21 protein-coding genes are annotated in these 26071 nt (G+C 62.8%); 9 read left to right on the top strand and 12 right to left on the bottom strand.

What is annotated here, in order from left to right; all coding sequences use genetic code 11:
- Nucleotides 1-26 precede the first annotated feature (26 nt).
- From ampD to ACXX81_RS18680, 3 genes are all read left to right on the top strand, one after another.
- Nucleotides 27-590, top strand: a complete 564-nt coding sequence (ampD, locus tag ACXX81_RS18690; RefSeq protein WP_231422503.1) for a 1,6-anhydro-N-acetylmuramyl-L-alanine amidase AmpD — start codon at nt 27-29, stop codon at nt 588-590.
- Entirely contained in the window at nt 587-1423 is an 837-nt protein-coding gene (ampE, locus tag ACXX81_RS18685) for a regulatory signaling modulator protein AmpE (RefSeq protein WP_209988502.1), read from the top strand. The genes ampD and ampE overlap by 4 nt, the downstream gene beginning before the upstream one ends.
- Nucleotides 1424-1664: 241 nt before the next feature.
- Nucleotides 1665-2102: a hypothetical protein gene (locus tag ACXX81_RS18680; RefSeq protein ID WP_209988505.1), complete on the top strand. Its 438-nt coding sequence runs from the start codon at nt 1665-1667 to the stop codon at nt 2100-2102.
- Here the strand turns inward: ACXX81_RS18680 and ACXX81_RS18675 are convergent.
- Nucleotides 2049-2825, bottom strand: a complete 777-nt coding sequence (locus ACXX81_RS18675) for a TatD family hydrolase (RefSeq protein ID WP_458572176.1) — start codon at nt 2823-2825, stop codon at nt 2049-2051. The genes ACXX81_RS18680 and ACXX81_RS18675 overlap by 54 nt on opposite strands.
- Nucleotides 2826-2827: 2 nt before the next feature.
- Nucleotides 2828-3823 carry a catabolite repressor/activator gene (gene cra, locus ACXX81_RS18670; protein WP_231422504.1) on the bottom strand — a complete coding sequence of 332 codons (996 nt, stop codon included), beginning with the start codon at nt 3821-3823 and terminating at the stop codon, nt 2828-2830.
- Between the two features lie 294 nt (nt 3824-4117).
- Here cra and ptsP point away from each other — a divergent pair, with 294 nt between their 5' ends.
- The 4 genes from ptsP (at nt 4118) to ACXX81_RS18650 (ending at nt 11347) form a co-directional block, all read left to right on the top strand.
- A complete protein-coding gene (gene ptsP, locus ACXX81_RS18665) occupies nt 4118-6976 on the top strand; it encodes a phosphoenolpyruvate--protein phosphotransferase (protein WP_209988513.1) in 2859 nt (952 codons plus the stop codon).
- On the top strand, nt 6977-7897 hold the full coding sequence (gene pfkB, locus ACXX81_RS18660) for a 1-phosphofructokinase (RefSeq protein ID WP_209988516.1): 921 nt from the start codon (nt 6977-6979) through the stop codon (nt 7895-7897). It begins immediately after the preceding gene.
- A gap of 11 nt (nt 7898-7908) precedes the next feature.
- Nucleotides 7909-9615 carry a PTS fructose-like transporter subunit IIB gene (locus ACXX81_RS18655; RefSeq protein ID WP_209988519.1) on the top strand — a complete coding sequence of 569 codons (1707 nt, stop codon included), beginning with the start codon at nt 7909-7911 and terminating at the stop codon, nt 9613-9615.
- A gap of 190 nt (nt 9616-9805) precedes the next feature.
- Nucleotides 9806-11347: an alkaline phosphatase D family protein gene (locus ACXX81_RS18650; RefSeq protein WP_458572175.1), complete on the top strand. Its 1542-nt coding sequence runs from the start codon at nt 9806-9808 to the stop codon at nt 11345-11347.
- Nucleotides 11348-11525: 178 nt separating this feature from the next.
- Here the strand turns inward: ACXX81_RS18650 and ACXX81_RS18645 are convergent, their stop codons facing one another.
- The 6 genes from ACXX81_RS18645 to ACXX81_RS18620 all read right to left on the bottom strand — a co-directional run bounded on the left by ACXX81_RS18645 (nt 11526) and on the right by ACXX81_RS18620 (nt 19303).
- Entirely contained in the window at nt 11526-14051 is a 2526-nt protein-coding gene (locus ACXX81_RS18645; protein ID WP_458572174.1) for a PepSY domain-containing protein, read from the bottom strand.
- A 126-nt stretch (nt 14052-14177) separates the two neighbouring features.
- A complete protein-coding gene (locus ACXX81_RS18640; RefSeq protein ID WP_032861941.1) occupies nt 14178-15341 on the bottom strand; it encodes a type III PLP-dependent enzyme in 1164 nt (387 codons plus the stop codon).
- A gap of 475 nt (nt 15342-15816) precedes the next feature.
- Complete coding sequence (locus ACXX81_RS18635; protein WP_004372312.1) at nt 15817-16974, bottom strand: osmoprotectant ABC transporter ATP-binding protein OsmV; 1158 nt, start codon at nt 16972-16974, stop codon at nt 15817-15819.
- On the bottom strand, nt 16971-17624 hold the full coding sequence (locus tag ACXX81_RS18630) for an ABC transporter permease (RefSeq protein WP_004372310.1): 654 nt from the start codon (nt 17622-17624) through the stop codon (nt 16971-16973). The genes ACXX81_RS18635 and ACXX81_RS18630 overlap by 4 nt, the downstream gene beginning before the upstream one ends.
- A 12-nt stretch (nt 17625-17636) precedes the next feature.
- Nucleotides 17637-18530, bottom strand: a complete 894-nt coding sequence (locus ACXX81_RS18625) for a glycine betaine ABC transporter substrate-binding protein (protein WP_209988528.1) — start codon at nt 18528-18530, stop codon at nt 17637-17639.
- A 20-nt stretch (nt 18531-18550) separates the two neighbouring features.
- The gene (locus ACXX81_RS18620; protein WP_234454787.1) at nt 18551-19303 is read right to left on the bottom strand and encodes an ABC transporter permease; all 753 of its coding nucleotides are present in this window, start codon (nt 19301-19303) and stop codon (nt 18551-18553) included.
- A gap of 293 nt (nt 19304-19596) precedes the next feature.
- Between ACXX81_RS18620 and ACXX81_RS18615 the strand changes: the two genes are divergently transcribed.
- Both ACXX81_RS18615 and ACXX81_RS18610 read left to right on the top strand, forming a co-directional pair.
- Nucleotides 19597-21180 (top strand): peptide chain release factor 3, encoded by a 1584-nt coding sequence (locus ACXX81_RS18615; protein WP_209988531.1) that lies wholly within the window; start codon nt 19597-19599, stop codon nt 21178-21180.
- 564 nt (nt 21181-21744) lie between these two features.
- Complete coding sequence (locus tag ACXX81_RS18610) at nt 21745-21990, top strand: hypothetical protein (RefSeq protein WP_209988534.1); 246 nt, start codon at nt 21745-21747, stop codon at nt 21988-21990.
- Between the two features lie 157 nt (nt 21991-22147).
- On the opposite strand, the gene ACXX81_RS18605 is transcribed toward ACXX81_RS18610, so the two are convergent.
- The 4 genes from ACXX81_RS18605 to ACXX81_RS18590 are packed head-to-tail and all read right to left on the bottom strand — an operon-like array spanning nt 22148 to nt 26030.
- A complete protein-coding gene (locus tag ACXX81_RS18605; RefSeq protein ID WP_106578631.1) occupies nt 22148-23119 on the bottom strand; it encodes a peptide ABC transporter ATP-binding protein in 972 nt (323 codons plus the stop codon).
- Nucleotides 23119-24087 (bottom strand): ABC transporter ATP-binding protein, encoded by a 969-nt coding sequence (locus ACXX81_RS18600; RefSeq protein ID WP_458572173.1) that lies wholly within the window; start codon nt 24085-24087, stop codon nt 23119-23121. The genes ACXX81_RS18605 and ACXX81_RS18600 overlap by 1 nt, the downstream gene beginning before the upstream one ends.
- A gap of 10 nt (nt 24088-24097) precedes the next feature.
- Nucleotides 24098-25009 carry an ABC transporter permease subunit gene (locus tag ACXX81_RS18595; protein WP_209988538.1) on the bottom strand — a complete coding sequence of 304 codons (912 nt, stop codon included), beginning with the start codon at nt 25007-25009 and terminating at the stop codon, nt 24098-24100.
- Nucleotides 25010-25019: 10 nt separating this feature from the next.
- Nucleotides 25020-26030, bottom strand: coding sequence for an ABC transporter permease subunit (locus tag ACXX81_RS18590; RefSeq protein WP_003171721.1), 1011 nt, complete (start codon nt 26028-26030; stop codon nt 25020-25022).
- Nucleotides 26031-26071 lie beyond the last annotated feature (41 nt).

Below are 26071 nucleotides of genomic sequence, written 5' to 3'. Positions count from 1 at the left end.
CACTTAGTCACGTTCAAGGATCCTGCATGCAACTGGACCCCGTCAGTGGTTGGTGCCAGGGCATTCGTCACTGCCCTTCGCCCAACTTCAACGAGCGCCCCTCAGGCGAAATCTCACTGTTGGTGGTGCATAACATCAGTTTGCCGCCGGCGCAGTTCGGCACCGGCAAGGTGCAGGAGTTTTTTCAGAATCGCCTGGATGTCACGGAACATGCCTACTTTGAAGGGATTGCCGACCTACGGGTGTCTGCGCATTTTCTGATTGAGCGTGACGGCGCGGTGACGCAGTTTGTGTCCTGCCTCGACCGGGCCTGGCATGCCGGTGTCTCATGCTTTGAGGGGCGTGAGACGTGCAATGACTTTTCCCTGGGCATCGAGCTGGAAGGCACGGACGACCTGCCGTACACCGATGCCCAGTACGCATCGCTGATCAGGCTGACGCGCCAGTTGCTGGCGGCTTACACGGGCATCACCTCTCAACGTATCCGGGGTCACAGCGATATCGCGCCGGGACGCAAGACCGACCCCGGTCCGGCTTTTGATTGGGCGCGCTTTCGCAGCGCCCTGCAGCAAGGAGAACGCACACAATGAGTTTCCTGGTGTTGGTACTGGCGGTATGGATCGAGAAATTCTCGGCCCTGCGTCAGCGGTTGCAGCGCGATGGTGGCTGGCTGCGTGAGCTGGCCAGGCTGGAAGCGAACCCGCGCCTGGGCAAGCAGCCCTGGCTGGTTCTGGTCGTGCTGGTGCTGTTGCCAGTCGCGTTGCTGGCGTTGCTGTTGCTGGTTCTGGAACCAGTGGCATACGGCCTGCTGGCACTGCCGGTGCACTTGCTGGTGCTGATTTACAGCCTCGGGCGTGGCGATCTGCTGGCGGCGCTCGGCCCGTTCCGTGACGCCTGGCGGCGCGGCGATTTGCAGGCCGCCGAACATGTGGCCGAACGTGATTTGAACGTGGGTGCCGACAGTGGCGAGCAGTTGCTGGAGCGCGTCCAGGGCCACCTGCTGTGGCAGGCGTACCAGAGTTTTTTTGCGGTGATTTTCTGGTATTTCCTGCTGGGCCCGGTCGCAGCCCTGGCGTATCGCCTGCTGGCCCTGGCCAGTGAGCACAGCCAGAACCCCCAGGTCGCCGAGCGTGCCGGGCAACTGCGGCATGCGTTTGACTGGGTGCCGGTACGCCTGCTGGCCGCGAGTTTTGCCCTGGTGGGCAACTTCGTCGCGGTTGGCCGGGTGATGCTTCACGAATTGCTGAGCTGGGACATCAGCGCCGCACAGCTGGTGGAAAAAGTCGGCCTGGTCGCCGCCGAAATCCCGCCGCCAGCCGTGGGTGCAGAAGGCATCAACAGCCTCGATCGCCTGTGGGAATTGCTGCTGCGCGCCGCCGTGCTGTGGTATGCCGGCTTCGCCATCTGGACCGTGTTGCCTTGATCAAGCGCCTCTTTTGGTGGGGCATGCGCTGATTCAGTCAACCACAGAGGCTCTGTTTGCTGCGTGACAGAGCCAGGTCGAAAGCTTGGCGGCGCTTTCCATATTTTGTAGGTGAGAGAAGGTTGTAAGCAGTTTCGTCCGGCGTTGTGGTTTATATCCTGATTTCCCCGCGTGGCGCTTTTGGCGACGAGGATGAGTGAGAATTTATATCATTCACTCACGTTCCAATGGAGGCACGACGATGACCGCTGCAATCGGCATCAAGGGGCACTGCGCCCATTGCGACATCACCTTTGAACTCAAGCCCTGGCAAATGAATGCCATCGCCATCCAGGAGCCCTTCGACTGCCCTTACTGTCAGCGCATCCTGCAGTTGAGTTGCCCCAGGCAGTTGCGCCGGTTCAAGGCCCTGGACCACTGGGCGCTGGTGCGGCCGGGCATGATTGTGCTGACCTGTGCCACGCTGATCGCGGCGCTGGTGGCGCAGTGGGTCGGGTTCATCCGCTTCACTGAACAACTGAACCTGTCGTTGGGCGTGGTGCTGGTGCATTTTCTGGTGTTGCGTTATGTCCGTCACCAGCAGCGGATGATCCTGGAGCTGCAAGTGGTCAGCCCGGCCCACGTGCTACCAATTGAACAGCTCGCGCGCATTGCGTGTGCTCGTCTCAGCCAGCACTAGGGGGCTGATGCCCATGCGTTCGGCCAGGGCCGCGCAGATGGCGGGCAAGTGCTGCGGGCTGTTGCGCTGGCCTGGGTACATGGCCGGCGGCATGTCCGGCGAATCCGTCTCCAGCACCACGGCCTCCAGTGGCAGTTGCGCAAGCACCCGATGCATGCGCAGGGCCTGGGGCCAGGTGGCTGCGCCGCCCAGGCCCAGTTTGAAGCCCAGCCTGATGTATTCGCGGGCTTCTTCCAGGCTGCCGGCAAACGCGTGGATGATGCCGCCCCTCGAGAGGCGGATGCGTTTGAGCGTGGCGATGACGGCAGCATGACTGCGGCGCACATGCACCAGCGCTGGCAACTGAAAGTCCACCGCCAACTTCAACTGGGCTTCGAACAGTGGTTGCTGGCGCTTACGGTCCAGCGTCTGAAGAAAGTAATCGAGACCAATCTCGCCCACGGCGCACAGTTGCCGATGGCCTTGCAGGCGCGTCAGCCAGTCACCGAGTTCAGTCAGGTCGGCGGTGCGATGTTGCTCGAGGTACACCGGGTGCAGCCCAAAAGCGGCGAACAGGCCGGCATCGGTCTGCACCATATCCCACACACGCTGCCAGTTCTGCTGATACACCCCGAGCACCACCATGCGCTGCACGCCGAGCTGTCGGCTATGCGCAAGGACGTCACGGCGGTCGCTGTCGAAGTCCGGAAAGTCGAGGTGGGTGTGGGTGTCGATCAGCTCCACGCTCAGGCCTCGATAATGCGCTGCTTGAAGGTGCGGCCAATGGCGTGCACGCCGGGCTGGTAATGTTCCGCTTCAATGGCGGCCAGGGCCAGGCGCAGTGCCGCGTCGGCAATCAACTGATGTTGCTGGGCCATGGCGTTGACCGGCAGCGGCAGGAAGTCCAGCAGTTGCGTGTCACCGAAGGTGCCCAGGCGCAGCGGTTGCGACTTGAGCGGATAATCGTGCAGCGCATCGAACACGCCTTGCAGCAGCACGTAGGACGTCGTCACCAGCGCGTCAGGCAAATGCCCCAGGCGTTGCAGTAATTGCTCCATCAACTGTCGGCCGCATTCACGGCTGAAGGCCTCGCCCTGTTCGATGATCACGTCGCCGGTAAAGCCTTGCAGCGCTTGGTGAAAACCTGCGGCGCGTTCCTGGCTGATGCTCAGCTCGGGCCGCGCGCCGATCAGCGCGATTTGACCGGGCAGCGGTCGCAGCAGGCTGCTGGTCAGTTGCTGGCACGCCTGGCGGTCGTCGCTGACCACCGAACAGAACTGCTCGGCCTCCATCACCCGGTCGATGGCAATCACCGGCAGGCCCTTGGCTTGCAGCTCGCGGTAACTGTCATCGCTGGCCGGCAGGCAACTGGCGACGAACAGCGCGTCGCAGCGCCGCGCACGGAACAGTTGCAGCAACTGGCGCTCGCTGTCGGCGTCATCGTCTGAGCTGGCGATCAGTAACTGATAGCCACGCGCCCGCGCGCCTTGCTCCAGCAGCTTGGCGATGCGTGCGTAACTGGGGTTTTCCAGGTCCGGCAGGATAAAGCCCAAGGTGCGCGTGTGCCGGCTGCGCAACCCGGCGGCCTGAGGGTTAGGAGTAAAGCCATGGGCCTCGACCACGGCACGCACCCGCTCGACCGTCGCACTGCTGATGCGCTGCTGTGTGGCCTTGCCGTTGATGACGTAGCTGGCGGTGGTCACGGAAACACCGGCCAGGCGTGCGATATCGCTGAGTTTCAAAGCGGGATTTCCTTGTTTTTTGGCGCTTGCCCCGACATTTTGTCCAATCGTAACCGATTCCGGCATGCGACCAATGTCCAAGCTCAAGTGCCGAGTGGTCCTTCAAGCTTGCGCAATTAACGCGTAATCTGCCATAAATTCTAGATTAAACGTTTCAGCCAGCGTATTTTTACGACGTTCGCGACTGACTGGCTACTGCCAATTGACCATCAGCCGTTTGGTTCATAAACACGCTTACACTGTTTTATTCAAAACAATACCTAGTGCGTTGCGCGCACTAACTAGGAGATCGGCATGCTTGAGCTCACTGTAGAGCAGATATCCATGGGCCAGGTGGCTGTGGATAAATCTGCTGCCTTGCAACTGCTCGCTGACACACTGGTGACCGACGGCCTGGTCGCCGAGGGCTACCTCAGTGGCCTGCAAGCCCGTGAAGCCCAAGGCTCGACCTTCCTTGGTCAGGGCATCGCCATTCCCCACGGCACCCCGGAAACCCGCGACCAGGTATTTTCCACCGGCGTGCGCCTGCTTCAGTTCCCCGAAGGGGTGGATTGGGGCGACGGCCAGATCGTCTACCTGGCGATCGGCATTGCCGCCAAGTCCGATGAACACCTGCGCCTTCTGCAACTCTTGACCCGCGCCCTCGGTGAAACCGACCTGGGCCAGGCGCTGCGCCGCGCCGAAAGCGCCGAAGCGCTGTTGAAACTGTTGCAAGGCGCGCCACAGGAACTGGCGCTGGACGCCCAGATGATCAGCCTGGGTGTGTCCGCCGATGATTTTGAAGAACTCGTATGGCGCGGTGCCCGGCTGCTGCGCCAGGCCGACTGCGTGAGCAATGGTTTCGCCGCCGTGCTGCAGCAGGTCGAGGCGCTGCCCCTGGGCGATGGCCTGTGGTGGCTGCACAGCGAGCAAACGGTGAAGCGTCCGGGCCTGGCCTTCGTCACCCCGGACAAACCCATGCGCTACCTCGGCCAGCCCCTCAATGGCCTGTTCTGCCTGGCGAGCCTGGGCGAAGCGCATCAGGCCTTGCTCGAACGCCTGTGCGCCTTGTTGATCGAAGGACGCGGCCAGGAATTGGGGCGCGCCACCAGCAGTCGCGCAGTGCTCGAAGTGCTCGGCGGCGAACTGCCGCCAGACTGGCCCAGTGCGCGCATCACCCTGGCCAACGCCCACGGCCTGCATGCGCGCCCGGCGAAGATTCTCGCGCAATTGGCGAAAAGCTTTGACGGCGATATTCGCCTGCGCATTGTCGATGGGGCGGTGGGCGCCGTGTCGGCAAAAAGCTTGAGCAAGCTGCTCAGCCTCGGCGCACGTCGCGGCCAGGTACTGGAATTTGTCGCCGAACCAGGCATTGCCGGCGACGCGTTGCCGGCCTTGCTGGCCGCCGTCGAGCAGGGCCTTGGCGAAGACGTCGAACCGCTGCCGACCGTGAGCGCCGAGCCCGCAATGGTCGATATCGAGCCGGTGATCAGCGCACCTGTTGCCGGCAGTCAGAGCCAGGCTATCGCCGCCGCGCCGGGCATCGCCATCGGTCCTGCGCATATTCAGGTGCAACAGGTGTTTGATTACCCGTTGCGCGGCGAGTCCTGCGCCATCGAGCGCCAGCGCCTGCAGGACGCGCTGGCCGATGTGCGCAGCGATATTCAGGGTCTGATCGAGCGCAGCCAGGCCAAGGCGATTCGCGAGATTTTTATCACCCACCAGGAAATGCTCGACGACCCGGAACTCACCGACGACGTCGACACCCGCCTCAAGCAGGGCGAAAGCGCGCAGGCGGCGTGGATGAGCGTGATCGAAAGCGCCGCCAAACAGCAGGAGTCGCTGCAGGACGCCTTGCTCGCCGAGCGCGCCGCCGACCTGCGTGACATCGGCCGCCGTGTGCTGGCGCAACTGTGCGGCGTCGAAAGCGCCCAGGAGCCGAGCGAGCCTTACATTCTGGTGATGGACGAGGTCGGCCCTTCGGACGTCGCACGTCTGGACCCGACTCGCGTGGCCGGGATCCTCACCGCCCGTGGCGGCGCCACGGCCCACAGCGCCATCGTCGCCCGTGCGCTCGGGATTCCCGCGTTGGTCGGCGCCGGGCCGGCCGTGTTGCTGCTGGCTGCCGGTACGCCGTTGCTGCTTGATGGCCAGCGCGGTCGCCTGCATGTCGACCCCGATGCCGCCACGCTGCAGCGTGCCACCGTGGAGCGCGACACCCGCGAGCAACGCCTGCAAGCCGCCTCGGCCCAGCGCCACGAGCCGGCCTGCACCCGCGACGGTCATTCGGTGGAAGTGTTCGCCAATATCGGCGAAAGCGCCGGCGTGGCCAGCGCGGTGGAGCAGGGCGCCGAAGGCATCGGCCTGCTGCGCACCGAGTTGATTTTCATGGCCCACTCCCAGGCTCCGGACGAAGCCACCCAGGAAGCCGAATACCGCCGCGTGCTGGATGGCCTCGACGGCCGCCCGCTGGTGGTGCGCACCCTGGATGTGGGCGGCGATAAACCGCTGCCGTATTGGCCCATTGCCCAGGAAGAAAACCCCTTCCTCGGCGTGCGCGGCATCCGTCTGACCCTGCAACGGCCGCAGATCATGGAAGCGCAACTGCGCGCTCTGTTGCGTTCGGCGGACAACCGCCCGCTGCGCATCATGTTCCCCATGGTTGGCAGCGTCGATGAGTGGCGCGCGGCCCGCGACATGACCGAGCGCCTGCGCCTGGAAATCCCGGTGGCCGACTTGCAGTTGGGCATCATGATCGAAGTACCGTCGGCCGCGCTGCTGGCACCGGTACTCGCCAAAGAAGTCGACTTCTTCAGCGTCGGCACCAACGACCTCACCCAGTACACCCTGGCCATCGACCGTGGCCACCCGACGTTGTCCGCCCAGGCCGATGGTCTGCACCCGGCCGTTTTGCAACTGATCGACATCACCGTGCGCGCGGCCCATGCCCATGGCAAATGGGTGGGTGTGTGCGGCGAGCTGGCCGCCGACCCGTTGGCCGTGCCGGTACTGGTGGGCCTGGGAGTGGACGAGTTGAGCGTGTCGGCCCGCAGCATTCCCGAAGTGAAAGCGCGGGTGCGTGAATTCAGCCTGAGCGAGGCCCGGAGCCTGGCGCAAAAAGCACTGGCGGTGGGTTCGCCCGCCGAAGTGCGAGCCCTTGTGGAGGCCGTGTAAATGGCGAAGATTTTGACCCTGACGCTGAACCCGGCGTTGGACCTCACGGTACGCCTGCCACGCCTGGCACCGGGCGAAGTCAACCGCAGCGAAAACATGCTCACCCATGCGGCGGGCAAGGGCGTGAACGTTGCCCAGGTGCTCGCCGACCTGGGGCATCAGTTGAGCGTGAGCGGCTTTCTCGGCGACGCCAACCCCCAGGCCTTCGATGCGCTGATCGCCCACCGTGGGTTTGGCGACGCATTCGTGCGCGTGCCGGGCGAAACCCGCAGCAATATCAAGATTGCCGAACACGATGGCCGCGTCACCGACATCAATGCCCCAGGCCCGCTGGTGAGTGAGCAGGCGCAAGCGCAACTGCTCGAGCTGCTCGCAGAGATCGGCCCCCGGTTCGACGCGGTAGTGGTCGCCGGCAGCTTGCCGCGCGGCGTCAGCCCGCAGTGGTTTCAGGCCTTGCTGGAAACGCTCAAGGCGCAAGGCTTGAAAGTCGCTCTGGACACCAGCGGCGAAGCCCTGCGCGCAGGGCTCCAGGCCGGGCCATGGCTGGTCAAACCCAATACCGAAGAGCTGGCCGAAGCGCTGGGCAATGCCCCGGATGCCATCAGCCGTCTGCATCAGCTGGGCGTGCAACATGTGGTGGTTTCCGACGGTGCTGCGGGCGTGAGCTGGTACAGCCCCGGCGCAACCCTGCACGCCACGCCGCCCAACGTAACGGTGGCCAGTACCGTGGGCGCCGGCGATTCGCTGCTGGCCGGAATGCTCCACGGCCTGCTCAGTGGCGATACGCCGGAGCAAACCCTGGGCCGCGCCACGGCGATTGCCGCGATGGCGGTGACGCAGGTCGGTTTCGGCATCGGCGACCACGCACAGCTGGACATTTTGCAGAGCGGCGTCCAAGTGCGCGCGCTGACAGAACAATAAGAGGGTTTGTCATGAAATTAGCCATCGTTACCGCCTGCCCGAACGGCATGGTCACCAGTGTGCTGTGCGCCCGCTTGCTGGACGCCGCCGCGCAGCGCCAGGGGTGGAGCACCAGCGTCGAAGTGATCGATGTGCAGCACCCTGAACGTCAGTTGTCCGAAGCGACCCTCAACGATGCCGAGTGGGTGTTGCTGGTCAGCAGCACGCCGGTGGACATGCAACGGTTCATCGGCAAGCGCGTGTTCCAGAGCACGCCGGCCCAGGCGCTGGCCGATGTCGAGGCGGTATTGCGCCGTGGGGCCGAAGAGGCTCAGGTGTACGTCGCCACGCAGGAAGCGGCCAGTCAGGCGCCGCGTATCGTCGCGATCACCGCCTGCCCTACGGGCGTGGCGCACACCTTCATGGCCGCCGAAGCCTTGCAGCAGACGGCCAAGCGCCTTGGGTACGACCTGCAGGTGGAGACCCAGGGCTCGGTCGGCGCACGGACACCTTTGAGCCCGCAGGCCATCGCCGAGGCCGACGTAGTGTTGCTGGCGGCCGATATCGAAGTCGCCACCGAGCGCTTCGCCGGCAAGAAGATCTATCGCTGCGGCACCGGCATCGCCCTCAAGCAATCGGAAGCGACCCTCAACAAGGCGCTGGCCGAAGGTGCGGTGGAAAGCGCCGCCAGCGGCGCGGTGGCCAGGCAGGAAAAAACCGGGGTCTACAAGCACCTGCTCACCGGGGTGTCGTTCATGTTGCCGATGGTGGTGGCGGGCGGCTTGTTGATCGCGTTGTCCTTTGTGTTCGGCATCCATGCCTTCGAAGAAAAGGGCACCCTGGCGGCGGCCCTCAAGAGCGTCGGCGACCAGGCTTTCATGCTGATGGTGCCGTTGCTCGCAGGCTATATCGCCTACTCGATTGCCGACCGTCCCGGCATCGCGCCCGGCATGATCGGCGGCCTGTTGGCCGGTACGCTGGGGGCGGGATTCATCGGTGGGATTTTCGCCGGTTTCCTCGCCGGTTACTGCGTCAAGCTGATCACTCGCGCGGTGAAGTTGCCCCAGAGCCTGGAAGCGCTCAAGCCGATCCTGATCATTCCGCTGCTGGCCAGTCTGTTCACCGGTCTGGCGATGATTTACCTGGTGGGCCCGCCCGTGGCGCGGCTGCTGACCGGCCTCACGGACTTTCTCAGCACCATGGGCACCACCAACGCCGTGCTGCTCGGCATCCTGCTGGGCGGCATGATGTGCGTCGACCTGGGCGGCCCGATCAACAAGGCCGCGTATGCGTTCTCGGTCGGCCTGCTGGCGGCCTCCAGCGGTGCGCCGATGGCCGCGACCATGGCCGCCGGTATGGTGCCACCGATTGGCATGGGCATCGCCACCTTCCTGGCGCGGCGCAAGTTTGCCCAGACCGAGCGCGAGGCCGGCAAAGCGGCGATGATTCTGGGCATGTGCTTCATCTCTGAGGGCGCGATTCCCTTCGCGGCCAAGGACCCGCTGCGGGTGATCCCGGCCAGCATCGCCGGCGGCGCGTTGACCGGTGCGCTGTCGATGTACTTCGGCTGCAAACTGGCCGCGCCCCATGGCGGATTGTTTGTGCTGATCATTCCGAATGCGATGAATCACGCGTTGCTGTATTTGCTGGCGATTGTGGCCGGCAGTGTGGTGACCGGTGTCGTGTATGCGCTGATCAAACGCCCGGAGGCGGTAGAGCTGGCAGTCGCGCCCGCCTAGAAGATTCGGCAGGGAAGCTTTCTGTGGGAGGGGGCTTGCTTCCGATAGCGGTCTATCAGTCGATGAATATCTGACTGACCCACCGCCATCGGGAGCAAGCCCCCTCCCACATTCAGCGCGTTATTGGCTGTAAGGTCGGTGTCATATCGGCATGGTTTAGTGGCCTCTTTGATACCCAGAGGTCACCCGCATGAGCCACTTCGATCTCGGCCGTCGCCGCGTGATGCAAGTCGTCGGCGCCGGCCTGTTGTTGCCTGGCCTAGCCCCGGCCGTGATCGCGTCGGTCAAGGACCGGCCGCAGCTCACCGAGGGTGTGCAGTCCGGCGACCTGCTGGGCGACCGCGCGATGATCTGGAGCCGCAGCGACCGCCCTGCGCGCATGGTGGTGGAGTGGGACACCCGCAGCGTGTTCAGCAACCCGCGCCGGTTTGTCTCGGCGCTGGCCGACAGCCGCAGCGACTTCACCGCCCGCGTCGAACTCACCGGTCTGCCGGTCGACCAGGCGATTTTCTACCGCGTGCATTTCGAGGACGCCCAGAGCGGCGTCGCCAGCGAACCGTGGTTCGGCCACCTGCGCAGCGTGCCGCAACAACGCCGCGACATTCGCTTTGTGTGGAGCGGCGACACGGTCGGCCAAGGCTTCGGCATCAACCCGGACATCGGCGGCATGCGCATCTACGAGGCCATGCGCCTGCGCCTGCCGGACTTCTTTATCCACAGCGGCGACACCATCTATGCCGACGGCCCGGTGCCGGCGCAACTGCCCACCGAAGGCGGACGCATCTGGCGCAACCTCACCACCGAGTCCAAGAGCAAGGTCGCCGAAACCCTCGACGACTATCGCGGCAATTATCGCTACAACCTGCTGGACGAAAACGTGCGGCGCTTTAACGCCGAGGTGCCGCAGATCTGGCAGTGGGACGACCACGAAGTGGTGAACAACTGGTCGCCCGGCAAGCAGCTCGACGAGCGTTACAAGGTCAAGGACATCAACACCCTGGTCGGCCGTGCACGCCAGGCCTGGCTGGAATATTCGCCGATGCGCAGGCAGGGCGCCGATGCCGGCGGGCGGATTTATCGCAAGCTCGCCTACGGCCCGTTGCTGGACGTGTTCGTGCTCGACATGCGCAGCTATCGCGGCCCCAACGATGACAACCTGGGCGGTGAAAAGCCCTTTCTCGGGCGTGAACAGCTGGACTGGCTCAAGCGCGAACTCAAGGCCTCGACGGCCCAATGGAAAGTCATTGCCGCCGACATGCCCATCGGCCTTGGCGTGCCCGACGGCGAAGTCAGCCCCGGCGTGCCGCGCTGGGAGGCCATCGCCAACAACGACCCGGGCCCGGCGCAGGGACGTGAACTGGAAATCGCCGAGCTGCTCGGGTTTCTGCGGGCGCAGCAGGTGCGCAACCATGTGTGGCTGACGGCGGATGTGCACTATTGCGCCGCGCATCATTACCACCCGGACCGCGCGGCGTTTCAGGATTTTGAACCGTTCTGGGAGTTTGTCGCCGGGCCCTTGAATGCGGGGAGTTTTGGGCCGAATCCAATGGACAAGACCTTTGGCCCCGAGGTGGTGTTCGAGAAGGCGCCGCCAGCGCAGAACACCTCACCGTTTGCCGGGTTTCAGTTTTTTGGTGAGGTGCAGATTGATGGGCAGACGGGGGAGTTGACGGTGGTTTTGCGGGATCTGGATGGGGTTTCTGTGTTTGAGCAGAGGTTGCAGCCTGTTTGATGCGGGGGCATTTTGGGTGCGTATATCCGGTTTCTGGGTGATGGCGGATAGGGGGTCCGCCCTTACGCGGGTCACCTTGGAAAAAAAGCCTCAAAGTGTGATTTCCATCAGACCAATGCACATCCAAATGTGGGAGGGAGCAAGCCCCCCTCCCACATTTTGCACAGCGTTCGGCACATCAATACACATCCCGCCGATAACGCCCTTGCTCAATCAACCGCGCCACGGCCTCACTGCCCAGTATGTCCGCCAGCGCCTGATCCACCCCCGTCGCCATCCCTTGCAAACTCCCGCACACATAGATCGCTGCACCCTCGGCCAGCCATTTGCGCAGCACGTCGGCCGATTCGCGCAGGCGGTCCTGCACGTAGATTTTTTCCGCCTGGTCGCGGGAAAACGCCAGGTCCAGTAGCGCCAGGTCACCACTGGCCAGCCAGCCTTGAAGCTCGTCCTGGCAGAGGAAGTCATGCTGGCGCGTGCGTTCGCCAAACAACAGCCAGTTGCGCTGCTGGCCCTCGGCGATGCGCGCTTTGAGCAAGCTGCGCAGGCCGGCGAGGCCGGTGCCGTTGCCCAGCAGGATCAGCGGCACCGGTACGTCGGGCAGGTGGAAGCCGCTGTTGCGGCGCAGACGCAGGCGGATTGCCGAGCCGATGGCGGCGTGTTCGGTGAGCCAGCCGGAACCCAGGCCCAGGCTGCCGTCGGCGTGGCGTTCCTGGCGCACGATCAGTTCGAGTACACCGTCGCTGGCAATCGAGGCGATGGAATACTCGCGCATGCCCAGCGGCACCAGTGCATCCACCAGCGCCTGGGCGTGCAGGCCGACCATGTGCGCAAGGTTGGCCGGCAACTGGCGTGTGGCCAGCGCTTGGGCAAGTGGTTGCGGCAGGCCGTCGATCAGCACGCCTTCGCTGCCGTTCAGGCCCAGGCCCTGGAGAAACTGTTCGATGGCGTGCTGGCCATTGCACGGCAGGATTTCCACCAGATCACCGGCCAGCCAGGCGTGGGGCGACGCTGAGGTCAAACCCAGCAGGTACACCGGCGCGCTCGCACTGTCGTGGTTCAGCAACGTGCGCTGGCTCAGCGTCCACTGTTCATACTGCGCCACCGGCCAGGCCGCTGGTGGCGCGTGGCCGGTGAGTTGGCCCAGTTGTTGTTGCCAGTCGAGCAGGGCGGCAGTGTCGCCGCTGTCGACTTCCACCGCGGCGAACAGCGGGTTGCCGCCCTGTTGGGTCAGCCAGAACTGCAGGCGCCGCGCAAAGCCGCAGAAGTGTGGGTACTGGCGATCACCCAGGGCCAGTACGGCGTAGTTCAAGCCTGTGAGGGACACGTCCTGGCCCAGGATGCTGCGCTCGAAACCACGGGCGTTGTCGGGGGCTTCGCCATCGCCGAAGGTGCTGATCACGAACAGTGCGTTTTGCGCCTGGCTCAACTCATCCTGGCTGAGACTGCCCAAGGGTTGCACATTCACCGGCAGGCCGGCGGACTGCAGTTGCCCGGCGGTCTGCCAGGCCAGTTGTTCGGCAAAGCCGCTCTGACTGGCGAAGCCGATCAGCCAGGCCGGTGCCTGGCTGTGGTGGGTCGCAAGGCCGCTGCGGGCCTCGCGCACTTGGCGTTTTTTGCGACGGCGGTCGAGGTACAGCAGCCAGCCGGTGATGAAGAATAACGGCATGCACAGCGCGCTGACAGTGAGGATGACCCGCCCCACGACGCCGAAGTAGCTGCCGGTGTGCAGCGCATAAATGCTGGTGAGCAGCTGCGACTTGAGGCTTTTGCCGGCGTAGCGGTCATGGGATTTGACCTCGCCGGTGGCCGGGTCGAGATTGATCTGATTCAGTGCGCGGTCATGGGACGCGTTGCGCAGCAGGTAATACACGATGGCCGGCTGCCCGGCGACGGTCGGCATGCGGATGTTGTAGGCGCTCAAGCCGGGGCCGGCGTTGCTGTAGATGCTGCTCCAGATCGCGGCGTAATTGGCCACAGGCAGGGCGTCTGTAGGCGCCGGGTTACGCGTGCGTACCCGTTCGTTCTGCGGCGCGTCGGACAGCAGTTGGGTCAGGCCCTTGTTGTACCAGTCGTAGGACCAGTACAAGCCGGTGAGCGCCGAGAACAGATAGAACAGCAGGCACCAGGTGCCGAACACCGAGTGCAGGTCCCAGTTGAAGCTGCGGCCCTTTTTGCGCCAGTCCAGGGTCAGCCAGGCGCGCCAGTTCGTCACTTGGCGCGGCCAGCGCAGATACAGGCCGGACAGGCAAAAGAACAGCAGGATCAGCGTGCAGGCGCCGGTGATCTGCCGCCCGGTCTCACCCATGGCGAGGAAGCGGTGCACTTGCAGGATAAAGCCGAACAGCTCCTGGCCCACCGCGTCGCCCATGTAGTCGCCGGTGTAAGGGTCGAAGTAGCGCATCTGGCCACGTCGCTCACCCGGTGGCGCGCTGAAGAACACACGTGCCGCGTTGCCGCTGTCGCTTTCCACCCAGAGCATCGCCACGGTCTTGCCTTCGGTGGCCTGCAGCTTGCGCACCAGTTCGGCGGGTGGCAGCACGCCGGCTTCGCGTTTTTCGACCGTCAATACGCTGGGGTTGAGCGCCCTGAGTATTTCATCCTGAAACGACACCGCTGCCCCGGTAATCCCCATCAGGGCCAGCACCAGCCCGGCCGTGATGCCGAAGAACCAGTGCAACTGGAACAGGGTTTTCTTCAACACGTCGTACGGCCTCGCAAAGCAGGATAGGGATTGACGGCGCTTAGTATGCCGTGGGTTGTCGAGAAACATTCCTTTTTACATGCAAAAAGCCCACGACAAGGCGTGGGCTTTTTGATCGGGCAGAGGTTACACGTAGAACGATTTCAACGGCGGAAAGCCATTGAACTCAACCGCGCTGTAGCTGGTGGTGTAGGCACCGGTCGACAGCCAGTACAGGCGATCACCGATGGCCAGGTTCAGCGGCAGACCGTACTTGTAGTTTTCATACATGATGTCGGCGCTGTCGCAGGTGGGGCCGGCGATGACCACTTCTTCCATCTCGCCTTTCTTCTCGGTCCAGATCGGGAACTTGATGGCTTCGTCCATGGTTTCGATCAGACCGGAGAATTTGCCCACGTCGGTGTACACCCAACGCTCGACGGCGGTGCGCGATTTACGTGCCACCAGTACCACCTCGCTGACCAGGATGCCGGCGTTGGCGATCAGCGAACGGCCGGGTTCGAGGATGATCTCCGGCAGTTCGTCGCCGAAGTCTTCCTTGAGGAAGCGGATGATTTCTTCGGCGTAGGTTTCCAGGCTGTTGGTGCGGGTGATGTAGTTGGCCGGGAAGCCGCCGCCCATGTTGATCAGCTTGAGGTGGATGCCGTCTTCTTCCTTGAGGCGCTCGAAGATCACTTTGACCTTGGCGATGGCTGCGTCCCACACGCTGATGTCGCGCTGCTGCGAACCGACGTGGAAGGAGATGCCGTAAGGCACCAGGCCCAGGTCACGGGCGAGGATCAGCAGGTCCATGGCCATGTCGGTCTGGCAGCCGAATTTGCGCGACAAAGGCCAGTCGGCCGTGGTCGAGCCTTCGGTGAGGATGCGCACGTACACTTTCGAACCCGGTGCGGCCTTGGCGATGTTGCGCAGGTCGGCTTCGGAGTCGGTGGAGAATAGGCGCACGCCTTTCTCGTAGAAGTAGCGAATGTCTTTGGATTTCTTGATGGTGTTGCCGTAGCTGATACGGTCGGCGCTGACGCCGCGGTCCATGACCTTGTCCAGCTCGTAGATCGAGGCGATATCGAAGCTCGAGCCTTTGTCTTTTAACAGGTCGATGATCTCGACGGCAGGGTTGGCCTTGACGGCGTAATAGACTTTGGCGAATTCGAAACCGGCGCGCAGGTCATCGTAGGCCTGGCTGATCATCGCGGTGTCGATCACCACGAACGGGGTTTCCTGTTTGTCGGCGAACGCCTTCATTTTGTCAAAGGTGGCGCGCGCGAAATAATCTTCGACGTTGATCGACATGCTGGGAACTCCTAAGGGCAAACTGATTTGAGCAATGGGTGCAAATGAACGTCCTCCGTATCCCCACTTTGGTTCGCCTACTTCCCAAGGCATGTCGCCGAAAGCAAAAAGGCCATGGGATTTACGCGTCCCTTGGCCTTGCTGTCTCGTCGTCAGTACTTGAGCCGGATGGATCGTTTCCAGCATGGACGTTCGGCGCGAACTTTAGGGCTTGATGGGCGTGGGATCAACTAAAAATGTCGCGTTTTTGCACGCGTTCGTCGCGCGACCGCGTGCAGCTACTTATGTAACCGACCGGTGTGACGGAATGATGTTCCCCGCTGAGTGGTAATCGAGGCGATTTCCCTGACTCACCGAGAGGGAAATGTGAGAGGGGCTTGCTCCCGATAGCGGTGGATCAGTGACAGATGAAGTGACTGACACACCGCCATCGGGAGCAAGCCCCCTCTCACATTTTTAACCGCAGGGTGTCAGATCAGGCCAGGGCAGTCTCGGCAGGCGAAACGATGCTGGTCTTGCCCCCACGGGACTTGCCGGAACTCAGGTACTCGGCAATCGACTCCTGAGTCACTTCACCCAGGAACACCCGCTCCGCGTCCATCACCGGCAGCCATGAGCGGTTGAACTCGTACATGCGCGACAACAGGATGCGCAAGTGCTCGTCATACGCCGCCGTGGCGTTGAATTCGCGCAGGTATTGGCCGCAAGTACCGGCCTGGCGGTGCAGGTCGCGGCGGCGTACATAACCCAGCGCCTTGTTCTCGGCGCAGGTGACCACCACATAACGGCGGTCATGCTCGTCCATCAGTTCCAGCGCATCGGCCACCGGGGTTTCCGGGCTTACCGATGGGGCGTTGTCTGCCGCGTCTTCGGCCTTCACCAGCAGCAGGCGCTTGAGGGTGCTGTCCTGGCCGACGAAGTTGCTCACGAACTCGTCAGCCGGGTGCGCCAGCAGCGTGTCCGGATGATCGATCTGCAGCAGCTTGCCGGCGCGGAAGATCGCGATCTTGTCGCCCAGCTTGATGGCTTCGTCGATGTCATGGCTGACCATGATCACGGTCTTGTTCAGCGCGCGTTGCATCTCGAAGAACTCGTTCTGGATCATCTCGCGGTTGATCGGGTCGACCGCGCCGAACGGTTCGTCCATCAGCAGCAGCGGCGCATCGGCCGCCAGTGCGCGGATCACGCCGATGCGCTGCTGCTGGCCGCCCGACAATTCACGCGGGTAACGGTGCAGGTACTGCTTGGGTTCGAGCTTGATCATGCTCATCAATTCGCGGGCGCGGTCGTGGCATTTCTGCTTGTCCCAGCCCAGCAGTTTGGGCACCACCACGATGTTTTCCTCGATGGTCATGTTCGGGAACAGACCGATCTGCTGGATCACATACCCGATGTTGCGACGCAGGGTCACTTCGTCGAGGTCGGTGGTGTCTTCGCCATTGATCAAAATCTTGCCCGAGGTGGGCTTGATCAGGCGGTTGATCATTTTCAGCGTGGTGCTTTTGCCGCAGCCCGACGGGCCGAGGAATACGCAAATCTCGCCTTCATTGACGGTCAGGCTTACGTCGTTCACGGCGGAGACAGTCTTGCCGTTGCTTTGAAAAGTCTTGGTCAGGTTTTGAAGTTCGATCATTTGAGCAGTCCTTTTGGAGTCAGCGAGCGTTGCAGCCATTGCAGAAGCAGGTCGGCGAAGATGGCCAGGAGACTGACCAGCACGGCGCCGACGATCAGCATCGACATGTCGCTGCGGCTGATGGAAGCCAGAATAAGTACACCCAGACCACCGGCGCCGATGGTGGCGGCAATGGTCATCACACCGATATTCATCACCACGGCGGTGCGCACGCCGGCGAGGATCACCGGCACTGCAATCGGCAACTCGACCATGCGCAGGCGCTGGCCGAAGGTCATGCCGATGCCTTTGGCGGCCTCGCGGATGCCCGGTTCCACGCCGGTGAGGGCGAGGTAGGTGTTACGCATGATCGGCAGCAGCGAGTAGAGGAACACGGCGGTGATCGCCGGCATCGGTCCCAGGCCCTGGCCGAATTTGGAGTAGAACGGCAGCAACAGGCCGAACAGCGCAATCGACGGCACGGTCAGCAGCACCGTGGCGCTGGCCTGCAAGGGGCCGGCGAGCGTCGGGAAGCGCGTCATCAGCACGCCCAGGGGCACGCCAATGAAGATCGCCAGCAGTACGGCAATGCCGACCAGAGTGATGTGCTGCCAGGTCAGTTGCAGCACCTGGGCCCAATCAAGATGGGAAAAGGCGTTTAAAAATTCCATGTCTTCTCCTCGTTAGTTGATGGGATGTTGGCGCAGGAAATCTGCGGCAACGGCGGACGGGCTCTCATGGTCCACGTCGACCCGCGCATTGAGCTGGCGCATGGTTGTATCGTCGAACAGATCGGCCAGTGGCTTGAGCTCGGCGGCCAGTTGCGGATGCTGGTCGAGGTATTCCTGACGGATCACCGGCGCGGCCGTGTAGTCCGGGAAGTAGTGCAGGTCGTCTTCCAGCAGCTTCAATTTGAACGCGTTGAGGCGACCGTCGGTGGTGTAGACCAGCCCTGCAAACACCTGGCCGTTACGCAGTGCGGTGTATACCAGGCCTGCGTCCATCTGCCGGGTGTTCTCGCGGGTCAGGTTCATGTCGTAGAGCTTGACCATGCCGGCGAGGCCGTCGGAGCGGTTGGCGAACTCGGTGTCCAGCGCCACCAGGCGGTGTTCCCGGGTATCTGCCGCCATGGCCTTGGTGAGGTCGCTGATAGTGTTGATTTCGGGATGTTCCCTGGCCACCTTGTCCGGCAGCGCCAAGGCGTAGGTGTTGCTGAAGCGCGACGGCGACAGCCAGGTCAGGCCTTTTTTCGCGTCGAGTTCTTTCACCCGGGCGTAGGACTGTGCGCTGTCGAGTTTCTCGTCGATGTGGTTGTAGGCCACCAGCGACACGCCGGTGTATTCCCAGAGCAGGTCCAGTTGCCCGCTTTCCTGGGCACTGCGCGCCAGGTTGCTGCCCAGGCCGCCAGTGACGCGGGTGTCATAGCCTTTGGTGCGCAGGTATTGGGAGGTGATTTCGGCGAGCAGGGTCTGTTCGGTGAACACCCGGGCGCCGATACGGATGACCGGTTTTTCGGCGGCTTGCGCGATGCCTGCACACAGCAGGACGCAGCTCAATATCAACGTTAGTTTTTTCATGTGAATTCCTTTACCCAGCCTTAAGACGGACGCAGCCCGCGTTCCAGCCAGAGGCGGCTGGCCATGGTCACCAGACCGTCAAGCAGCAACGCCAGCAGCGCGGTGCACGCGGCGCCGAGCAGCAGTTGCGGCTGGTTGTTCAGGGCAATGCCGGGGAAGATCAGGCTGCCCAGGCTGTTGGCGCCGATCAGGAACGCCAGCGGTGCGGTGCCAACGTTGATCGCCAGGGCCACGCGCACGCCGCCGATGATGATCGGCACGGCATTGGGCAATTCCACGCGAAACAGCACCTGGCGCGGGGTCATGCCGATGCCGGTGGCGGCTTCCTTCAGCGAGCCCTGCACATTCTTCAGGCCTTCGTAGGTGTTTCGCACGATGGGCAGCAGGGAGGCGAGAAACAGCGCGAAAATGGCCGGGCCGCTGCCGATGCCGAGGACGCCGAGGGCGATGGCCAGTACGGCCAGGGGAGGGACGGTGTTACCGATATTGAAGATCTGCATGAAGCGCTCGGCGCGCCCGACCATGTTCGGTCGGCTCAGCAGGATGCCGGCAGGGATGCCCACAATCAGGGCGGCCAGCATGGAGACTAAAACCAGAATCAGATGAGCTTGCAGGTAAAACAACAAATCGTCGCGGTACAGTTCGATCGTGTTGATGCCGATCCAGTGGACCAGCAGGGCCAGGAGCGCGACGACAACCGCACCTCCTATCAGCCCTTTGCCATAGCGAATAGCCACAGGCGGACTCCTTTTTTCTTTTGTCGGCGAACACATTCTCCGGCGGCAATGCCATTGCTGGCTGTCGGCGAAAGCGTTCGCGAAAAGCAGCTCGTCGATACCGGCGACGCGGTATGTATCGAGCCATGAGCGCAGCCCCGTCAGGCTAACTTGCTGATTTTTCAGCCCTGTTACGAGTGCGATAACAGGGGAGTGGACGTCTCCACCTTTTAAAAGGTTCCACACTTGGCAGCATTTAGCCACCCCTGATCGGGTGAACGGTGGTCCGACCCGTGGGGTTTGCGCTATACTCGCGCCCCTTTTTTGACTCACCTGCCAGGCGATTTCCCATGACCCACCAGGCCGCCGAAGTCGCGAAACGCCGCACTTTCGCTATTATTTCCCACCCCGATGCCGGTAAGACCACCATCACCGAGAAGCTGTTGCTGATGGGCAAGGCAATCGCAGTGGCCGGCACGGTGAAATCGCGTAAATCCGACCGCCATGCCACCTCCGACTGGATGGAAATGGAAAAACAACGGGGTATCTCCATTACCACGTCGGTCATGCAGTTCCCGTATCGCGACCACATGGTCAACCTGCTTGACACCCCGGGCCACGAAGACTTCTCCGAAGACACCTACCGCACCCTCACGGCGGTGGACTCGGCGTTGATGGTGCTCGACGGCGGTAAGGGCGTCGAGCCACGCACCATCGCGCTGATGGACGTGTGCCGCCTGCGCGACACGCCGATCGTCAGCTTCATCAACAAACTCGACCGCGACATCCGCGACCCGATCGAATTGTTGGATGAAATCGAAGCCGTCCTGAAGATCAAGGCCGCGCCGATCACCTGGCCGATTGGTTGCTACCGCGACTTCAAGGGTGTGTACCACCTGGCCGACGACTACATCATTGTCTACACCGCCGGCCACGGTCATGAACGCACCGATGTGAAAATCATCGAGAAGCTCGATTCCGATGAAGCCCGAGCCCACCTGGGTGACGAGTACGACCGCTTTGTCGACCAGTTGGAACTGGTGCAGGGCGCCTGCCACGCGTTCAACCAGCAGGAATTCCTCGACGGCCAACTGACCCCGGTGTTTTTCGGGACGGCCTTGGGCAACTTCGGTGTCGACCATGTGCTTGATGCCGTGGTGGATTGGGCGCCGAAACCGCTGGCCCGTGTCGCCAACGAGCGCACCGTGGAGCCGGTCGAAGAGAAATTCAGCGGTTTCGTGTTCAAGATCCAGGCGAACATGGACCCCAAGCACCGCGACCGTATTGCCTTCATGCGCATCTGCTCGGGTCGCTACGAAAAAGGCATGAAGATGCGCCACGTGCGCACCGGCAAGGACGTGCGCATCGGCGACGCCCTGACGTTCTTCTCCTCCGAGCGTGAACAACTCGAAGAGGCCTACGCCGGCGACATCATCGGCCTGCACAACCACGGCACCATCCAGATCGGCGACACCTTCACCGAAGGCGAAGCGCTGGGCTTCACCGGCATCCCGCACTTCGCCCCGGAACTGTTCCGTCGCGTACGCCTGCGTGACCCGCTCAAGTCCAAGCAATTGCGCCAGGGTTTGCAGCAGTTGGCGGAAGAGGGGGCTACCCAGGTGTTCTTCCCCGAGCGCAGTAACGACATCATCCTTGGTGCTGTGGGTGTGCTGCAGTTCGACGTGGTCGCCAGCCGTTTGAAAGAGGAATACAAGGTTGAGTGCTCCTATGAGCCGATCACCGTGTATTCGGCGCGCTGGATCGATTGCGCCGATAAGAAGAAGTTGGAAGAGTTCTCCAACAAGGCCGTGGAAAACCTGGCGATTGACGGCGGTGGGCACTTGACCTACCTGGCGCCGACGCGGGTGAACCTGGCGCTGATGGAAGAGCGCTGGCCGGATGTGAAATTCCGCGCGACGCGTGAGCATCACTAAGGTCTGAGCGGTAGATCCAAGGGCGAAGCTGTGATGGCTTCGCCCTTTTTTTAGGGTGGGGTTTACCTATACGTTGCTGCGGTAACGGCTGCAATTGTCTGCCGAAAGCTGTACAAAATGTGGGAGGGGGCTTGCTCCCGATGGCAGTGGGTCAGTCAACTTATGTGTAGCTGACCCACTGCCATCGGGAGCAAGCCCCCTCCCACATTTGGATCTCCATCTGTCTGATAGGTATCACACCGTTTTTGATCTGCTTGGCTCTGGCTCTGGCTCTGGCTTTTGATCTTGATCTTGATCTTAGGCGCCCCGTTAACCACGCTGGCCGAACGCAGGCTTGTGTTCGGGCACACCGAGCCTGAGCGAGGTGCCGAGTGGTGGGGCAAGCGCCCTTTGGTTACTTTGGGGCTTTCCAAAGTGACCCGCCGTAAGGGCGGAACCCATATCCGCTATCACCCGAAAACGGATATGCCCCCGATCCAACCCCCCCCCTCCCGGCCAGCCGGCGATTGGCGCTAACCCCACATCAGGTCTAGCGTCTACCTATCGACTGAAAAGGAGCCCCCCGTGCGAAACCTTCAATACGCAATCCATCTGGCATTGGCCGCGGCCCTGGGACTGACGGCTCTCCCCGCGTCGGCGGACAGAGGAACCCCACAATGGAAAGACACCGGCCCAGTCACCAAGAGAAAGCAGAACGAAGTCAATTCCGGCAGTTGGCAACCCCAAGCCCAACCCCAGCCTCAGGTAGATCCGGAGCAGCCGCTTAACGAAGGGGAAGACAGCGAAACCTACGACGACGGCGACACCTGAGTCGCCAAAAGAAAGCCCCTCCCGCCAGGCTGATGCGCAACCTGACGGGAAGGGCTGTAGAACGCTGTGTAGGGGAGCTGACCTATCCGGGAGTGTCAGTCGCGGCGCTGTCGACTGACCCACCGCCTTCGCGGGCACGCCCTCTCCCACAGGTTACCTAAGCGACGAATTGCTCCGCGTAATGGCAAGCCACCTGCCGATTATCCAGCGGCCGCAGCAGCGGCTCCTCGCTGCTGCACCGTGCGGTCGCGTAAGGGCAGCGCTTGTGGAACGCGCAGCCGGACGGCGGGTTCAGCGGGTTGGGCAGTTCGCCGACGATCTTGATCTTCGGCTTGTTCGGGTCCGGATGGATCGTCGGGGTGGCCGACAGCAGCGCCTGGGTGTAGGGGTGCAGCGGACGCGCGTAGATGTCTTCCTTGGGGCCCACCTCAACCGGGCGGCCGAGGTACATCACCATCACGTCGTCGGCAACGTGCTGTACCACCGCCAGGTTGTGGGAGATGAACACGTAGGCGGTGTTGAATTCCTGCTGCAGATCCATGAACAGGTTGAGCACCTGGGCCTGGATCGACACGTCGAGCGCCGAGGTCGGTTCATCGGCCACCAGCACTTTCGGTTGCAGCATCATCGCGCGGGCCAGGGCGATACGCTGGCGCTGGCCGCCGGAGAACATGTGCGGGTAGCGCTGATAATGCTCGGGGCGCAGGCCCACTTGCTTCATCATCGCCTGCACTTTCTCGCGGCGTTCGGCGGCGGACAGGTTGGTGTTGATCAACAGCGGTTCGCCGAGCTGGTCACCGACTTTCTGGCGCGGGTTCAACGAGGCGTACGGGCTCTGGAACACCATCTGCACGTCTTTGCGCAGTTGCTTGCGCTGGGCCTTGTCGGCGCCGGCGACTTCCTGGCCGGCGATTTTCAGCGAGCCCGAAGACGGCTCTTCGATCAGCGTCAGGGCACGGGCCAGGGTGGACTTGCCGCAACCCGACTCGCCTACTACGGCGAGGGTTTTGCCGGCTTCCAGTTCGAACGACACACCATTGAGCGCGCGTACCAGTGCATGGCCCTTGAACAGGCCACGGGACACTTCGTAGTGACGGGTCAGGTCGCGGGCGGTAAGAACGACGGCCATTACGCCACCTCCTGGTTCAAGGGGTAGAAGCAGCGCGCCAGGCTGTTGGTTTTAGGGTCGAGCGTCGGGCGCTGGGTGCGGCAGTTTTCCTGCACGTACGGGCAGCGTGGCGACAGCAGGCAGCCCTGCGGACGGTCGTAGTGGCCCGGCACGATGCCCGGCAGCGTGGCCAGGCGCGTGGCGCCCAGGCTGTGCTCGGGGATCGCCTTGAGCAGCGCTTCGCTGTAGGGGTGCGCCGGGATGTCGAACAGTTGCGGCACCTGGCCGACTTCCACGGCCTGGCCGGCATACATCACGCAGACGCGCTGGGCGGTTTCGGCCACCACCGCGAGGTCGTGGGTGATCAGCACCAGGCCCATGTTCTGTTCTTTCTGCAGGGCCAGCAGCAGTTCCATGATCTGCGCCTGGATGGTCACGTCCAGCGCGGTGGTCGGTTCGTCGGCGATCAGCAGTTTCGGCTCGCCGGCAATTGCCATGGCGATTGCCACACGCTGGCTCATCCCGCCGGACAGTTGGTGCGGGTAGGCGTCCATACGGCTGGCGGCGCCCGGGATCTCGACTTTTTCCAGCAGCTCGATGGCACGTTTGCGCGCTTGCTTGCCGGACATTTTCAGGTGCAGGCGCAGCACTTCTTCAATCTGGAAACCCACGGTGTAGCTGGGGTTCAGCGCAGTCATCGGGTCCTGGAACACCATCGCCAGGTCTTTGCCGACGATCTGGCGGCGCTGGCGGTTGCTCAGCTTGAGCATGTCCTTGCCGTCGAAGGTCAGCGCATCGGCGGTGACAATGCCTGGATGCTCGATCAGGCCCATCAGCGCCATCATGGTCACGGATTTACCCGAGCCCGACTCGCCAACGATGGCCAGTACTTCGCCTTTGTCGACCGAAATGTCGAGGCCGTCGACCACCGGCACGGCGGTCGAGTCGCCGAAGCGCACATTGAGATTCTTGATTTCTAACAGTGACATGGGAATCTCCTCAGGCGGCGTTCTTGAGTTTCGGGTCCAGCGCATCGCGCAGGCCGTCGCCCATCAAGTTGATTGCCAGCACGCTGAGCAAAATGGTCAGACCCGGCAGGCTCACGACCCACCAGGCGCGTTCGATGTAGTCACGGGCCGAGGCCAGCATGGTGCCCCACTCAGGCGTTGGCGGTTGTACGCCAAGGCCGAGGAAGCCCAGGGCGGCTGCGTCGAGGATCGCCGAGGAGAAGCTCAGCGTGGCCTGCACGATCAGCGGTGCCATGCAGTTGGGCAGCACGGTGATGAACATCAGGCGTGGCAGGCCGGCACCGGCCAGGCGCGCGGCGGTCACGTAGTCGCGGTTCAGTTCGCCCATCACCGCAGCACGGGTCAGACGCACGTAGGACGGCAGCGAGACGATGGCGATGGCGATCACGGTGTTGATCAGGCCAGGGCCGAGGATCGCGACGATGGCAACGGCCAGCAGCAGTGAAGGCAAGGCCAGCATGATGTCCATCAAACGCATGATGGTGGGGCCAAGCAAACGCGGGAAGAACCCGGCGAACAGGCCCAGCAGGATGCCCGGAATCAGCGACATCACCACCGACGACAAGCCGATCAGCAGCGACAGGCGCGAGCCCTGGATCAGGCGCGAGAGCAGATCGCGGCCCAGTTCGTCGGTGCCGAGCAGGAACTGGATCTGCCCGCCTTCGAGCCACGACGGCGGGGTCAGCAGGAAGTCACGGTATTGCTCGCTGGGGTTATGCGGTGCAACCCAGGGGGCGAAGATCGCGCAGAACACGATCAGCAACATGAACGCCAGGCCGGCAACTGCGCCTTTGTTCTTGGAGAAGGCTTGCCAGAATTCTTTGTACGGGGACGGGTACAGCAGGCTTTGATCGACTGCTGACACTGGAGTAGGTGTGGTCATGGTCATGATCTCAGCGCTGGTGACGGATGCGTGGGTTGGCGAAGCCGTAGAGGATATCCACCACGAAGTTCACCAGGATCACCAGGCAGGCGATCAGCAGGATGCCGTTTTGCACCACCGGGTAGTCCCGCGCGCCAATGGCTTCGATCAGCCATTTGCCGATGCCGGGCCAGGAGAAGATGGTTTCGGTCAGGACCGCACCGGCCAGCAGGGTGCCGACTTGCAGGCCGACCACGGTAAGCACCGGGATCAGCGCGTTGCGCAGGCCGTGGACGAATACCACGCGCGCCGGCGACAGGCCCTTGGCCTTGGCGGTACGGATGTAGTCCTCACGCAGCACTTCGAGCATGGACGAACGGGTCATCCGCGCGATCACCGCCAGTGGGATGGTGCCGAGCACGATGGCCGGCAGGATCAGGTGGTGCAGCGCGTCCCAGAACGCGTCCGGCTCGTCAGCCAGCAGCGTGTCGATCAGCATGAAGCCGGTGCGCGGCTCGATGTCGTAGAGCAGGTCGATACGCCCGGACACCGGGGTCCAGCCCAGGCTCACCGAGAAGAACATGATCAGGATCAGGCCCCACCAGAAGATTGGCATCGAATATCCCGCCAGGGAGATGCCCATCACCCCGTGGTCGAACAGGGATCCTCGCTTGAGTGCCGCGATCACCCCGGCCAGAAGGCCCAGGATGCCGGCGAACAACAGGGCGGCCATGGACAGTTCCAGGGTCGCGGGAAAGAGGGCGGTGAACTCGGTCCACACGCTGGTGCGCGTGCGCAGCGATTCGCCAAGGTCGCCCTGGGCGAGCTTGCCGACGTAGTCCAGGTATTGCGCATACAGGGGCTTGTTAAGGCCAAGGCGTTCCATTGCCTGTGCGTGCATCTCGGGGTCGACGCGGCGTTCGCCCATCATGACTTCTACGGGGTCGCCGGGGATCATGCGAATCAACGCAAACGTCAGCAACGTGATGCCGAAGAACGTGGGGATCAATAACCCCAGTCGGCGGGCAATAAAACTAAACATCTTGTCGTTTACCTCAATCAGCCGGTTAGGCAGGTTCGGCA

This window comes from Pseudomonas sp. GNP013, assembly GCF_054343995.1.
The sequence above is the reverse complement of the archived record's forward strand: the minus strand, read 5'-3'. Positions and strand labels throughout refer to the sequence as shown.